The sequence below is a fragment of the Actinacidiphila cocklensis genome, assembly GCF_907177275.1.
Classification (GTDB): Bacteria; Actinomycetota; Actinomycetes; order Streptomycetales; family Streptomycetaceae; genus Actinacidiphila; species Actinacidiphila cocklensis.
In genome coordinates this window covers 13,994-28,208 of sequence record NZ_CAJSLV010000082.1, presented here as the reverse complement: position 1 = coordinate 28,208, position 14,215 = coordinate 13,994, and the positions used below count along the sequence as shown (strand labels likewise).

Here is a 14,215-nt window from a genome sequence, read left to right as displayed (position 1 = left end):
ACGCGGGGGCTCAGCGTCCGCGCAGCCTGCGTACGAGAATGCTGGCGTCGCCGCGCGACTCCAGGTCGGCCAGCACCACGGCGACCGCCTCGCGGACGATCCGGCCGCGGTCGATGGCCAGGCCGTGCTCGCCGCGCAGCACCAGCCGCGCGTGCTCCAGGTCCATCAGCTCCTCGGCCGACACGTAGACGGTGATCTTCTCGTCGTGCCGCTCGCGCCCGCTGGGGCGGCGGTTCTGCCGGGGCGCCTTGCGGCGTGCCCCGCCCTGCGGGGACTGCTGCGGCCCGGGCTGGGGCTGCGGGGGCTGCGCGGTGACCGGCGGAGCCACCGGGTGCACCGCGGAGGTCTGGGCGTACGGCTGCTGGACCGGGACGTACGGCTGGGGCGGTGCCGTGGCGGTGCCGTTGACGGCACCCGTGCCCGCGCCGGGGCCGCCCGGGGGCCTGCGGCCCTGCGGGGTGTCCCGGCCGCCGTGCTCCGCCGTGCTGCCGCCCTGCTCCTGGGCGCCGCGGTCACGGCCCTCCTGCGCCGTTTCCGGGTCGCCCTCCGCCGCCTCGCCGTCCCGGCCGGGCTCCTGGCCCGACCGCGTCCGCGCGTCGCCCTGCGGCTCGCGCGGCTCGCCACCGGTGTGCTGCTGCGGCTGCTGCCGGGGCTGCGGTGCCTGGAGCGCCGCACCCCCGGTGGTCCTGAACAGCTCGTCGGCACCCGGCAGGGTCACTCGGCGTGGCACCGGGCGAGCACCTCCCTGGCGAGTTGGCGATAGGCGGCGGCGCCGACGGAGTTGGAGGCGTAGGTGGTGATCGGCTCGCCGGCCACCGTGGTCTCCGGGAAGCGGACGGTCCTGCCGATCACGGTGTGGAAGACGTGCTCGTCGAAGGCCTCGACCACGCGGGCCAGCACCTCGCGGCTGTGCACGGTCCGCGAGTCGTACATGGTGGCGAGGATGCCGTCGAGTTCGAGTTCCGGGTTGAGCCGCTCGCGGACCTTCTCGATGGTCTCGGTGAGCAGCGCGACGCCGCGCAGCGCGAAGAACTCGCACTCCAGCGGGACGATCACCGAGTGCGCCGCGGTGAGCGCGTTGACGGTGAGCAGGCCCAGCGAGGGCTGGCAGTCGATCACGATGTAGTCGTAGTCGGCCATCAGCGGCTTGAGAGCGCGCTGCAGGGTCGACTCCCTGGCCACCTCGCTGACGAGCTGGACCTCGGCGGCCGACAGGTCGATGTTGCTGGGCAGCAGGTCCATGCCCGGCACCGCCGTCTTGAGCAGCACCTCGTCCGCCGCCAGCCCGCGCTCCATCAGCAGGTTGTAGACGGTGATGTCCAACTCCATCGGGTTGACGCCGAGTCCGACGGACAGCGCCCCCTGCGGATCGAAGTCGACGAGCAGCACCCGTCTGCCGTACTCGGCCAGCGCGGCACCCAGGTTGATGGTCGAGGTGGTCTTGCCGACCCCGCCCTTCTGGTTGCACATCGCGACGATCTTCGCCGGGCCGTGGTCGGTGAGCGGGTTGGGGATCGGGAAGTAGGGCAGCGGGCGGCCGGTGGGGCCGACGCGTTCGCGGCGCTGGCGGGCCGCGTCAGGGGCGAGGGTGGCGGCGTACTCCGGATCGGGTTCGTACTCCGCGTCCGGGTCGTAGAACTGGCCGTCCTGCAGGTCGTTGTCGTCGTTGAAAGGCGCCATGGCGTAAGCAGGTTGCGTCTCTGTTGTCGTCTCGGCCCTGCGGGACTCGAAGGTGCGGACCGCGACGGAACCGACGGTCGTTCCTGGTTGACCACCCCCGGGAGCAAATGTCGACTCATTCACAAGTCGTCTTACCTCCTTGGTGACCAGGAAACTTCTAGACAGGTCAGCGTGACTACAGCCGACGATTCGCGACTCTATGGCGTGTCGGTGGTTCACAGCAACACAATCCGCCGGACACGGCACGATGTGTCGGCAACCGAACACCCCGCTGTCAAGGGCGTAAGCACACGAACGGCCGGGTCCTGACGTCGCAAGACCCGGCCGGAGGTGCAGTGTTGACACCGTGGTGACACCGCGTGTCGCTATCAGCCAAGCAGTGTGCGCAGTTCGACCGAATCGAGGCCGTGCGCGTCGGCGACCGGACCGTAAACGACCTGTCCCTCATGGGTGTTGAGGCCGAGTGCGAGCGCCGGGTCGCGGCGCAGCGCGTCCCGCCAGCCGCGGTCGGCGAGCTCGACGACGTACGGCAGGGTGGCGTTGGTCAGCGCGTAGGTCGAGGTGTTGGGCACCGCGCCCGGCATGTTGGCCACGCAGTAGAAGACCGAGTCGTGGACGGTGAAGGTCGGTTCTGCGTGCGTGGTGGGCCGGGAGTCCTCGAAGCAGCCGCCCTGGTCGATCGCGATGTCGACGAGGACCGCGCCGGGCTTCATGCGCGACACCAGTTCGTTGGTGACCAGCTTGGGCGCCTTGGCGCCCGGGATCAGCACCGCGCCGACCACCAGGTCGGCGTCCAGCACGGCCTGTTCGAGCACGAGCGCGTTGGACGCCATGGTCTGCACGCGGTTGCCGAAGACCTTGTCGGCCTCGCGCAGCTTGTTGACGTCCTTGTCCAGCAGGGTGACGTGGAAGCCGAGGCCGAGCGCGATGGTGGTGGCGTGCCAGCCCGAGACGCCGGCGCCGATGACCACGGCCCGCCCGGAGAGCACCCCGGGCACCCCGCCGGGCAGCACACCGCGGCCGCCCGCCGAGCGCATCAGGTGGTAGGCGCCGACCTGCGGGGCGAGCCGGCCGGCCACCTCGGACATCGGGGCGAGCAGCGGCAGCCGGCGGTCCGCGGTCTCGACCGTCTCGTACGCGATCGCGGTGGTGCCGGACTCCAGTAGCGCGTCGGTGCACTCGCGGGAGGCCGCCAGGTGCAGGTAGGTGAAGAGCGTCTGGCCCTTGCGCAGCCGGTGGTACTCCTCGGCGACCGGCTCCTTGACCTTGAGCAGCAGATCGGCGGCGGCCCACACCTCGTCCGCGGTGCCGAGGATCGCGGCGCCGGCCGCGACGTACTCCGCGTCGGGGATGGACGAGCCGTCGCCCGCGCCCTCCTCGACGACGACCTGGTGTCCGCCTCGGACGAGTTCGTGCACGCCGGCCGGGGTGATGGCCACGCGGAACTCGTTGTTCTTGACCTCGCGGGGGATGCCCACCTTCACGTCGATCACGGTCCTTGCGATGAGGGTTACCGGCAGGAATGTCCTGACATGGTGCAGGATGACACGACACGTCGGACCTGACCGCGTTGTGTGCGGCCACGCCCAGTCTAGTGAAGGAAGAGCTGCTGTCCAGCCTTACAAAGTGGCTGGTTCTTCGGAGACGATTGGCAGTTTCGTAGGCTGGCGAGGGCTTGCGCTACACATGGGCTGGTCACCGGCGCATTGCCGCGGTGTCACGGTCCGGGGAATTTCAGCCGGCCGGCGTACCCGGGCTGAACAGGCCGTTCGCCGCCTCGCGCTGCAGCCTGGCGCCCTCCGGGTCGCCGAGCCGGTCGAGGAGGTCGGCGAGCCGCAGCAGCAGCGCCGCCTCCAGGCGGCGGTCGGCCGCCTGCCGCGCCCAGTACAGCGCGTCGCGGCAGCTGCGGACGGCGTCCTCGGGGCGGCCGTCGACGTCCTGCACCCTGGCCGCCTCGGCCAGTGCGCGGGCCTGGGCCGGCAGGTCACCGAGCCGCTTGCTGATCCCCGCGGCCGTCCGCCAGGCCCGCAGCGCCTGGTCGTACTGGCCGACGGACGCCAGCAGGGTGCCGATCCTGCCGTGCAGCCGGGCCTGGTCGGACAGTTCGCCGCCGGCCTGGCGCAGGGACAGGGCGCGGCCGTACCAGTCGAAGGCGCGGCCCGGGTCGTGCCGCTCCAGGTACGTGCCGCCCAGCGCCTCCAGGACGCGGCCCTCGGCCTGCCGGTCGTCGCAGGCGCGGGCCGCGTCCAGGGCGACCCGGTAGCGGTCCAGGGCGCGGTCGGTGCGGCCCGCGGCGGCGTCCAGGTCGCCGAGGTTTATCAGGGCGGCGGCCCGCTCGCGCGGCAGCCCGCGGCGCTCGGCGACGTCCAGGACAAGGGAGTGCAGCTCGTAGCGCTCGGCGGCCATCGCGTCGCCGCCGGGGAAGGCGGCGAGCGCGCGGACCATGGCGGCCACCAGGCGGCGGGCGAGGGTGTCCAGCTCGCCGTCCGCGACCGCGGAGCGCACGGCGGCGAGCAGGGCGGGCAGCCGGGACTCCAGCCAGCCGGCGGCCGCCTGGGCGGTGTCGAACCGCAGGGCTCGCGGCAGGCCCTCCTCGACCGGCTCGCGGGCCAGCGTCGCCCGGCACGACAGCAGCAGCCGTACGGTCCGCTCCAGCATCCTGGCCCGCGCCAGCCGCAGCTCCTCCGGCCGCTCGGCCCCGGCGAGCAGCGCGGCCAGCATCGGTTCGAGGCAGCCCGGCACGCGGTACTGGGGCGCCCCGCCGGACAGCAGCCCGCCCCGTACGAAGTCGTCGAGCACCCCCTGCGCCACCTCCACCGAGCACCCGGCGAGCGCGGACGCGCCCTGCGCGTCCACGACCCCGGCGGGCGCCAGCACCAGCAGCCGCAGCATCCGCGCGGCGACGGCCGGCAGCCCGTCGTGGACCAGCCGGAAGGCCCGCACCAGCTCGCCCGCGGCGGGCGGCGCCCCCGTCCCGGAGGCGAAGGGCGTGGCGGGCGTCTCGCGGAGCCGGGTGGTCGCCTCGGCGAAGGAGAGGCCGGGGTGGGCGGTGAGCCAGGCGGCGGTCAGATGGAGGGCGGTGGGGTGGCCGGCGAGCTCCTGGACGAGGGTCTCCGCGCCGCGCGGGTCGCAGCTGACGCGGGTGGCGCCGACCTCGGCCGTCAGCAGCCGCACCGCGGCCGGGGTGTCGAGCCCGCCGAGGGTGCAGGGGCGTACGTCGGGCACGCCGGACAGCGGACCGCCCGAGGTGGCCACGACCAGGCTGCCGGCCGACTCGGGCAGCAGCGCGGACAGCTGCGCGGCCTGCACCACGTCGTCCAGCACCAGCAGGAGCCGCCGTGTGGGACCCCGGCCGAGCGCCCGGCGCAGCCCGCGGTGGACCTGCTCGACCGGTACGGGCGCGCCCTCCGCGCTGGTCAAGCGGACGAAGTAGCGGCCGTCGGGATAGCGGTCGGCGACCTCCGCGGCGAGCCGCAGCGCCAGCGCTGTCCGCCCCGTCCCGGGCCGCCCGGCCACCAGCAGCACCCGGGCCGCCGTCGGCGTACCGCTGCCCAGGCCGGGCCGGTCGATGTCCGCGAGCAGCTCGGCCAGTTCCCGCTCCCGCCCGACGAAGTGCGCCGGCACACCGGGAAGCTCGACCACCCCGCCGTCCCCGGGCCGCGGCGAAGGGGGCTCCGGGTGGAGGGACTGGTCTGTCACGGGCCACGCTCCCGGCTGGGTCGGTCCTGCCGCTGCCGCTACGGCGACGAGCGTAGTTGACGCCCGCGCCGCCGTACGCGGCACCCGGAAGGCCCGCCTCAGGCGGAAGCGGGGCTCACACCGTGAACGGACGCGCCGGCCACGGGGCCTCGGCCGGGCGCAGGGCGTCCAGGGCGCCGTCGGCCAGTGCGGCGTGCAGCGCGAGGGCACCGACGACCAGGCAGTTGTTGTGCAGGTCGCCGGCCAGGGCGCCGCGGACCAGGTCGGCGAGCGGCACCCTGGCGACCTCCATGTCGGCCTCCTCCTCGGAGACCTCGTAGCGCTCGCCCTCCGCCTCGGAGACGCCGCGGGCCAGGAAGATGCGCACGGCCTCGTCGCAGCCGCCCGGCGTGGTGTAGACGTCGGTGAGGACCCGCCAGTCCTCGGCCTTGACGTGCGCCTCCTCGTACAGCTCGCGCTGCGCCGCGTGCAGCGGGTTCTCGCCGGGGATGTCGAGCAGCCCCGCCGGGATCTCCCAGAGCTTGTGCCGCACCGGGTGCCGGTACTGCCGCAGCACCAGCACCCGCTCCTGGTCGTCGAGCGCCAGGACGGCGACCGAGCCGGGGTGCACCTGGTAGTCGCGGGTCGCCGTGCTCCCGTCGGGCATGACCACCTCGTCCGTGCGGACGCTGGTCTTCTTGCCGGTGAAGGGCGTGGCGGTGGCCGTGACCCGCCACTCCTCCGGGGTGTCCTTGAGCATGCTGCGCCTTCCGGGAACGGGAGAACAGGAGAAACGGGGGAGCAGGAACGGGACGGATCAGCTGGTGCGCCGCTCCACCGCCGCCTTCACCAGCCCGGCGAACAGCGGGTGCGGGCGGGTCGGGCGGGACTTCAGCTCCGGGTGCGCCTGGGTCGCCACCAGGTACGGGTGCACCTCGCGCGGGTACTCGACGTACTCGACCAGCTTGTTGTCGGGCGACGTGCCGGAGAAGACGATGCCGGCCGCCTTCTCCAGGTCCGCGCGGTAGGCGTTGTTGACCTCGTAGCGGTGCCGGTGCCGCTCCTCGACGTACGGCTGGTCGCCGTAGACCTCGCGGACGATGGAGCCCTCGGCGAGCTTGGCCGGGTAGGTGCCCAGCCGCATCGTGCCGCCCAGGTCGCCCTTGCCGCCGACGATGTCGAGCTGCTCGGCCATGGTGGAGATCACCGGGTGGGCGGTCGCCGGGTCGAACTCGGTGGAGTTCGCGTCGGTGATGCCGGCCAGGTTGCGGGCCGCCTCGATGACGATGCACTGCAGGCCCAGGCACAGCCCGAGCAGCGGGATGCGCTGCTCGCGGGCGTAGGTGATCGCCGAGACCTTGCCCTCGACACCGCGGTCGCCGAAGCCGCCGGGCACGCAGACCGCGTCCACGTCACCGAGCTGCTCCGCGGCGCCCGCCGGGGTCTTGCACGCGTCGGAGGTGACCCACTTGATGTGGACCTTGGCGTTGTTGGCGAAGCCGCCGGCCCGCAGCGCCTCGGTGACCGACAGGTAGGCGTCGGGCAGGTCGATGTACTTGCCGACCAGCGCGACCTTCACCTCGTGCGCGGGCTCGTGCACCCGCCGGAGCAGGTCGTCCCACTGCGCCCAGTCCACATCCCGGAAGGGCAGGTCCAGGCGGCGGACGACGTAGGCGTCGAGGCCCTCGGTGTGCAGCACCTTGGGGATGTCGTAGATGGACGGCGCGTCGATCGCCGCGACGACCGCGTCCTCGTCGACGTCGCACATCAGCGAGATCTTCCGCTTGATCGCGGTCGGCACCTCGCGGTCGGCGCGCAGCACGATCGCGTCCGGCTGGATGCCGATGTTGCGCAGCGCGGCCACCGAGTGCTGGGTGGGCTTGGTCTTCAGCTCGCCGGACGGGCCGATGTACGGCAGCAGCGAGATGTGGACGACGAAGACGTTGTCCCGGCCGACCTCGTGGCGGACCTGGCGGACCGACTCCAGGAACGGCAGCGACTCGATGTCGCCGACGGTGCCGCCGACCTCGGTGATGACCACGTCGACGTCGTCGGTGGCCATCCGCCGGATACGGGACTTGATCTCGTTGGTGATGTGCGGGATGACCTGCACGGTGTCGCCCAGGTACTCGCCGCGCCGCTCCTTGGCGATCACCGTCGAGTACACCTGCCCGGTGGTGACGTTCGCGGAACCGGCGAGGTTGACGTCGAGGAAGCGCTCGTAGTGGCCGATGTCGAGGTCGGTCTCCGCCCCGTCCTCGGTGACGAAGACCTCACCGTGCTGGAACGGGTTCATCGTGCCCGGGTCGACGTTCAGGTACGGGTCGAGCTTCTGCATGGTGACCCGCAGGCCGCGTGCCTTGAGCAGCGCGCCGAGACTGGATGCGGTCAGTCCCTTGCCGAGCGAGGAGGCCACCCCACCGGTGACGAAGATGTGCTTGGTCGTCGTGGATTTCGGCGCAATTGCCAAGAGGGGGCTCCCGTGGTCGCGAGGTGAGGGTCGGGACGGTGCTCGTCGGGGAGCGCCGTCGCGGCGGTTCAGTGGTTCAGCCCACCGGCCCACGGGCTACCAGGGTATCAGCGGTGCCGGGCGGTCACGGCAGGCGGCGCGTGCCCGGTGTGCCGGAAGTGCACCCCGACCGGCTCGCGAAGATCACCGAGACACGCACACCATCCACCCTGACGACGTATCCTGCACGGACGCATTGATGCGAGCCGGCCGGCACGGCACCATCCCGCCCGCTCCCGGATCATGAGCTCGTCGAATATCCCCAGACCGCAAGACCGTCCCAGCCACTGGGGCGGCGCCGTCATTCGACTGGAGTTGCACGTGGCCGGGCGTATCGAGGACTACGCACTCATCGGAGACATGCAGACCGCCGCACTGGTCTGCCGGGACGGCACGGTCGACTGGCTGTGCCTACCGCGGTTCGACTCGCCCGCGGTCTTCGCCGGGCTGCTGGGCACCGAGCAGCACGGCTTCTGGCGCCTGGGGCCGACGCACCGCGACAGCGAGCGGCCGCCGGCCGCGACACGCCGCCGCTACCGCGGCGACTCGCTCGTACTGGAGTCCGAGTGGGACACCGCGCGCGGCACGGTCCGGGTCATCGACTTCATGCCGCCCCGCGACGGCGCCCCGCAGCTGATCAGGATCGTCGAAGGGGTCAGCGGCCGGGTGCCGATGTCCTCCGCGCTGCGGATGCGGTTCGCCTACGGCCAGGTGGTGCCGTGGGTGCACAAGGTCGGCGACCGCACGGTGGCGGTGGCGGGTCCCGACTCGGTGTGGCTGGACACCGAGGTCGACACGTACGGCAAGGACCTGACGACGTACTCGGAGTTCACCGTCGCGCCGGGCGACCGGCTGGCCTTCACGATCAGCTGGGAGCCGTCGCACAAGCCGCAGCCCTCGCTGCCCGACCCGGAGGGGTCGCTGACCGCGACCGAGGAGTTCTGGCGGGATTGGGTCGCCCAGTGCACGTACACCGGCCCGTACCGCGAGGCCGTGGTGCGCTCGCTGATCACCCTCAAGGCGCTCACCTACGGGCCGACGGGCGGCATCGTCGCGGCGCCCACGACATCGTTGCCGGAGGACATCGGCGGGGTCCGCAACTGGGACTACCGCTTCACCTGGCTGCGGGACGCCGCGATCACCCTGTCCTCACTGCTGCGCACCGGCTACCGCGAGGAGGCGCAGGCCTGGCGCGAGTGGCTGCTGCGGGCGGTGGCGGGCGACCCGGAGAACCTGCAGATCATGTACGGCATCGCCGGCGAGCGCGAACTCGGCGAGAACGAGCTGCACTGGCTGCCCGGCTACGAGGGCTCCACCCCGGTCCGCATCGGCAACGGCGCCGCGCACCAGCTCCAGCTGGACGTCTACGGCGAGGTGACCGAGGCGCTGCACCTGGGCCACATGACCGGCCTGGCCCGCAACGACTACGCGAGCCTGCTGCAGCTCAAGCTGATCCGCTACCTGGAGAAGCACTGGAACGAGCCGGACGAGGGCATCTGGGAGGTGCGCGGCCCGCGCCGGCACTTCGTGCACTCCAAGGTGATGGCCTGGGTCGCGGTCGACCGCACGGTCAAGCTCATCGAGTCCGGCGAGGTCGACGGGCCGGTGGAGCGGCTCAAGGACCTGCGCGACGAGATCCACTACGACGTGTGCGAGAAGGGCTACGACCGGCAGCGCAACACCTTCACGCAGTCCTACGGCTCGCGCGAGCTGGACGCCTCGCTGCTGCTGATCCCGCAGATGGGCTTCCTGCCGCCGGACGACAAGCGGGTCATCGGCACCATCGAGGCGATCCAGCGGGAGCTGTCCACCGAGGACGGCTTCGTGCTGCGCTACCCGACGTCCAGCGCCGACACCAGCGGCGACGACAACCTCGACGGCCTGCCCGGTGACGAGGGCGCCTTCCTGGCCTGCTCCTTCTGGCTCGCCGACGACCTCGCGATGATCGGCCGGGTCGAGGAGGCGCGGCGCCTGTTCGAGAAGCTGCTGGTGCTGCGCAACGACCTCGGCCTGCTCGCCGAGGAATGGGACCCCCGGCGGCAACGCCAAGTCGGCAACTTCCCGCAGGCCTTCAGCCACGTCCCCCTCATCGACACGGCCTTGCGGCTCACCGCCGCGGGCGCCTTCTCGGCGTAGCCCCTCCGGGGCGGGTTTCCCCCAGGGGGGGTGCCCCTGCCGCTGGGGGTTCGCTTCCCCCGGCACGGGGGACCCCTGCGGAAGGGGAACCCGCAAGCCACCGCGGCCGGGGAAAACGCACCCCCTGCGCAGGGGTACCGCACACCCCCGTGCCCGGGGGAAGTGTGCCCACGTGCGGGAAGGCGCGGGAGCGGGTGTTCAGGGCTGGGTCAGTTCGTCGTAGATGCTGAGGACCTGGGCGACGGTGTCATCCTCCGTGGGCCAGGTGGCGGCCTGGGCGCGGCCCGCGATGGAGAGGGCCGTGCGGCGGTCGGGGTCGGCGATCAGCGTGGTGACCGCGGTGGCCAGAGCGCGAGGGTCGCCGTAGGGGACCAGGACCGCCGCGTCGCCGACGAGCTCGCGCATGCCGCCGACGTCCGTGGCGACGAGCGGGACACCCGCGTGCAGGGCCTCCTGGGCGATCAGCGCGCGGGCCTCCCAGCGGCTGGGCAGGACCACGACGTCGGCCGCGGCCAGCAGGTCGGGGACGTCGTCGCGGCGGCCGAGCAGCAGCACGGGCAGCCGCGCCGCCTCGATGCGGCGTTCGAGCGCGGCCCGCTGCCCGCCCTCGCCCGCGACGGCGACCAGCGGCGCCGGGTCGAGCGCCGACCACATCTCGGCGGCGTCCAGCAGCAGGTCGTAGCCCTGGGCCGACTCCAGCCTGCCGACCGAGAGCAGCAGCGGGCGGTCGACGGCGCCGTGGTCGGCCCTGGTCTTCTGCCGGTACCGCTCGCCCTCGTCCGGCGGCCTGGGCGGCCGGCCCGGCGGACGCGGTACGGCGGCCGGCGCGAGCCGTACGTCCTTGCCGCCCAGGCCCCGCGCCCGGTCGACCAGCTCGGACGACACGCCGAGCACGACGGTCGCGCCGCGGACCGCCCGCCGCTCCAGCCAGCGCAGCACCAGGCCGCGGCCGCCCCCGACCGGGGCGCCGCCGTGCCAGGTGACGACCAGCGGGACACCGCGGCCGCCGAGCGCGACGGCGGCGAGGAAGCCGGCCCACAGGCCGTGCGCGTGGACCACACCGGCCCCGCGGAAAGCGGCACGCAGCGCGCCGACCACCGGCGCGTCGGCCGCGGTGGCGCGGCGGCGGCCCAGGTCGACGGGGACGTACCGGGCGCCGGTCGCACCGAACGCGTAGTCCGCCTCGGCCGCGTCCGGGCCGCACACGGTCACCTCGACACCCCGCGCCACCAGCCCGCCGACCAGCGAGCTGACATGCGCTCCCGCCGTCGTGCCCAGCACGTGCACGGCGTGCAGCTGCCCTGCGAAGGGGTCGGAGGTGCTGCTCACGCGGGGTACTGCTCCTGACTCGGGCCTGGTGTGCGGCGGTTGCGCCTGTCCAGGATGCCAGGCCGCGCAAGGGGCGGGGCGGCCGAGGGCGCGGTCGGCCCGGTTCACCCGCGTCCCGGATCACCCATACGGGTGTGCCACGCGGCCCCAGGAGTCAACCTGCCGCACTCCGGGGGCCTTCCACAATCGCTCGGCGGTGGAGATACGGTCGCCCGCCGCCGTCATCGCGACGAGCACCGCGGCGTGCAGCAGCAGGCCGGTCCTGCCGTTGGCCACGGCGACCGCGGTGCCCAGCGCGGCGCCGAGCGCGTGGGCGCCTGCGTCGCCGAGCATCGTGCGCTCGCTCACGTCGTCGCGCAGCACCGCGGCCGCCGCTCCGACGGGCGCGGCGGCCAGCAGCGCGGCCGGGCCGCGGCGCAGCAGGGCGGGGACGCCGACCGCGAGCACCGCCTTGGCCGCGCGGCCGGGCCGCACGTCCACGAGGTTCACCGCGTGGGCGGTGCCGGCGATCACGATGCCGGACAGCACCCGGTCGGCCGGGTGGGCCTTGAGCATGACGCCCGCGGCGAGCCCTGCGGCGCCGATGCCGAGCAGCTTCACCGCGCCCGAGGTCAGCCGGCGCTCACGCAGCGCCTTGAGGTGCGCGCCGAAGCCTCTTTCCGCCGGAGAGCCGTACTGGTCGTCGTACGCACCGCACGCGCCGGCCGCCAGGGCGGCGCCCACCGCGGCCAGGCGGGTGCGCAGCGCGACACCGCGGGCCGCGGCCACCGCCGTGGCGGCACCTGCCGCGGCGGCGAGACCGCCGTACAGCTCGACTCCGCGGCCGGCGTAGTTCGTCCGGCGCCACATCCGCGGCTCGACGGGCGGCCGGCGGCGCAGTTGCCCGTACGCCACGCGGGTCGCCCCCGCCGCGGCCAGTCCTACGGACCACCGCCCGCTGTGTCCCTCCACGTCACCCCTCTCCCGCTCACCCCTGCCCACACCGTCCAACCCCCAACCGCCCGCGTCCCCCTGCCCGCCGGTGGTCCCGAGCGGAGCGAGAGGGGGGCACCCCCAGGCGAAGCCCTGGGGGAGGACCGAACAGCCCCGTTCGGCCGGAGACGGCCCGCGCCCCGGCGGGGGCTGCCGCTCAGGAGGTCGAGCGGGCCGTGGCCAGGAGTTCTTCCGCGTGGGCTCGCGCCAGCGAGGAGTCCTCCTGGCCGGCGAGCATGCGGGAGAGCTCGCGGATGCGGGCCTCGCCCTCGAGGACGGTGACACCGCTGCGGGTGACGGACCCGTCGTTCGTCTTCTCCACCAGCAACTGCCGGTCGGCGAACGCCGCGACCTGCGGCAGGTGCGTGACCACCACCACCTGCGCGGTACGCGCCAGGCGCGCGAGGCGGCGGCCGACCTCGACCGCGGCCTTGCCGCCGACCCCGGCGTCGACCTCGTCGAAGAGGTACGTCGGCACCGGGTCGGACCCGGCGAAGACCACCTCGACGGCGAGCATCACCCGGGACAGCTCACCGCCGGAGGCGCCCTTGGCGATCGGCCGGGCAGGGCTGCCGGGATGGGGGGCGAGCAGCAGCTCGACCTCGTCCGCACCGGCCGGGCCGTACACGACGGCCCGCCCGCCGATCTCGATGCCGGACTCGGCGTCCGCGGTCTCGGTCTGCCGGATGGCGACGGTGACGCGGGCGTGCGGCATGGCCAGTTCCGCCAGCTCCGCGGTGACGGCGGCGGCGAAGCGGTCGGCCGCCTCGGTCCGCAGGTCGGTGAGGTGCTGGCCGAGGCCGCCCAGCTCGGCGCGCAGCGCGTCGCGCTCCGCGGTCAGTTCGGCGATGCGGTCGTCGTCGCCCTCCAGCTCGGCGAGCCGGGCGCCGCTCTGCCCGGCCCAGGCGAGCACCGCGTCGATGTCGGTGCCGTACTTGCGCACCAGGTGCGCGAGGACGGCCCGGCGCTCCTCGACCGCGGCGAGCCGCAGCGGGTCGGCGTCCAGGTTGTCGGCGTAGCCGGCGAGTTCGCCCGCGACGTCGCCGAGCAGGATGCCGATCTCGCCGAGGCGGGCGGCGAGCGCGGCCAGGTCGGGGTCGTACGCGGCGACCGCGTCGAGCGCGCGCTGCGCGCCGGCGACCAGGGTGCCGGCCTCGACGCCCTCGGGGTCCTCGGGGTTGCCGGCCAGTGCGGCGTGCGCGAGCGTCGCGGCGGAGGCGAGCGCCTCCGCGTGCCCGAGGCGTTCCGCCTCGGCCGACAGCTCGGCGTCCTCGCCCGGCAGCGGCTCGGCCGCGGAGACCTCCTCGACGCCGAAGCGCAGCAGGTCGGCCTCCTGGGCGCGTTCCCTGGCCCGGGTGGTCAGTTCGGTCAGCTCCGTGGCGACGTCGCGCAGCCTGCGGTAGGCGGCGCCGTACTTCTCCAGCGCACCGGCGACGGTGGGTCCTGCGTAGCGGTCCAGGGCGTCGCGCTGCCGCGCGGGGCGCAGCAGGCCCTGCTGGTCGGTCTGGCCGTGCACCGCGACCAGGTCGTCGGCGAGTTCGCCGAGCAGCCCGACCGGGACGGTACGGCCGCCCAGATGCGCCCGGGAGCGGCCCTCGGCCGACACCGTACGGCTGATGAGCAGCGCGCCGTCGTCCAGTTCCGCGCCCGCCTCCTGGGCGCGGATCGCGGCGCGGGCGTCCGCGGCCATCGCTATCCGGCCCTCGACGACCGCCGAGCCGGCGCCGATCCGCACCAGGGCGGGGTCGGCCCGGCCGCCGAGCAGCAGTCCGAGGCTGGTCACGACCATGGTCTTGCCCGCGCCGGTCTCACCGGTCACCGCCGTGAAGCCGGGTGACAGCTCCACCACGGCGTCCTCGATGACTCCCAGCGACCTGATCCGCATTTCCTCCAACACGGATACGACCATAC

The 14,215-nt window shown here is 73.8% G+C and carries 10 protein-coding genes; 1 reads left to right on the top strand and 9 read right to left on the bottom strand.

The features are described from left to right. Nucleotides 1-10 precede the first annotated feature (10 nt). The 6 genes from NFU81_RS30415 to NFU81_RS30390 all read right to left on the bottom strand — a co-directional run bounded on the left by NFU81_RS30415 (nt 11) and on the right by NFU81_RS30390 (nt 7,828). Entirely contained in the window at nt 11-730 is a 720-nt protein-coding gene (locus NFU81_RS30415) for a hypothetical protein (RefSeq protein WP_251496912.1), read from the bottom strand. Continuing rightward, entirely contained in the window at nt 715-1,803 is a 1,089-nt protein-coding gene (locus NFU81_RS30410) for a ParA family protein (protein WP_078582668.1), read from the bottom strand. The genes NFU81_RS30415 and NFU81_RS30410 overlap by 16 nt, the downstream gene beginning before the upstream one ends. Before the next feature lie 245 nt (nt 1,804-2,048). Next, nucleotides 2,049-3,164 carry an alanine dehydrogenase gene (gene ald, locus NFU81_RS30405; protein WP_251496993.1) on the bottom strand — a complete coding sequence of 372 codons (1,116 nt, stop codon included), beginning with the start codon at nt 3,162-3,164 and terminating at the stop codon, nt 2,049-2,051. Nucleotides 3,165-3,414: 250 nt separating this feature from the next. Continuing rightward, nucleotides 3,415-5,379, bottom strand: coding sequence for a tetratricopeptide repeat protein (locus tag NFU81_RS30400; protein ID WP_251496909.1), 1,965 nt, complete (start codon nt 5,377-5,379; stop codon nt 3,415-3,417). A 115-nt stretch (nt 5,380-5,494) separates the two neighbouring features. Next, on the bottom strand, nt 5,495-6,118 hold the full coding sequence (locus NFU81_RS30395) for an NUDIX domain-containing protein (RefSeq protein WP_251496906.1): 624 nt from the start codon (nt 6,116-6,118) through the stop codon (nt 5,495-5,497). A gap of 57 nt (nt 6,119-6,175) precedes the next feature. Further along, a complete protein-coding gene (locus NFU81_RS30390) occupies nt 6,176-7,828 on the bottom strand; it encodes a CTP synthase (RefSeq protein ID WP_251496904.1) in 1,653 nt (550 codons plus the stop codon). Between the two features lie 360 nt (nt 7,829-8,188). On the opposite strand from NFU81_RS30390, the gene NFU81_RS30385 reads away from it, so the two are divergent. After that, nucleotides 8,189-10,003, top strand: a complete 1,815-nt coding sequence (locus NFU81_RS30385) for a glycoside hydrolase family 15 protein (RefSeq protein WP_251496902.1) — start codon at nt 8,189-8,191, stop codon at nt 10,001-10,003. A gap of 198 nt (nt 10,004-10,201) precedes the next feature. Here NFU81_RS30385 and NFU81_RS30380 read toward each other — a convergent pair whose 3' ends face one another. From NFU81_RS30380 to recN, 3 genes are all read right to left on the bottom strand, one after another. Next, nucleotides 10,202-11,332 carry a glycosyltransferase family 4 protein gene (locus NFU81_RS30380; protein WP_251496899.1) on the bottom strand — a complete coding sequence of 377 codons (1,131 nt, stop codon included), beginning with the start codon at nt 11,330-11,332 and terminating at the stop codon, nt 10,202-10,204. A 120-nt stretch (nt 11,333-11,452) separates the two neighbouring features. After that, complete coding sequence (locus NFU81_RS30375) at nt 11,453-12,283, bottom strand: hypothetical protein (protein ID WP_251496897.1); 831 nt, start codon at nt 12,281-12,283, stop codon at nt 11,453-11,455. A gap of 178 nt (nt 12,284-12,461) precedes the next feature. Then, on the bottom strand, nt 12,462-14,213 hold the full coding sequence (recN, locus tag NFU81_RS30370; protein ID WP_251496895.1) for a DNA repair protein RecN: 1,752 nt from the start codon (nt 14,211-14,213) through the stop codon (nt 12,462-12,464). Between the last annotated feature and the right edge of the window lie 2 nt (nt 14,214-14,215).

Bases quoted from the DNA above. Each gene is read 5' to 3' on its own strand.
- recN (WP_251496895.1), bottom strand. From the start codon at position 14,213: ATGGTCGTATCCGTGTTGGAGGAAATGCGGATCAGGTCGCTGGGAGTC.
- NFU81_RS30395 (WP_251496906.1), bottom strand. From the start codon at position 6,118: ATGCTCAAGGACACCCCGGAGGAGTGGCGGGTCACGGCCACCGCCACG.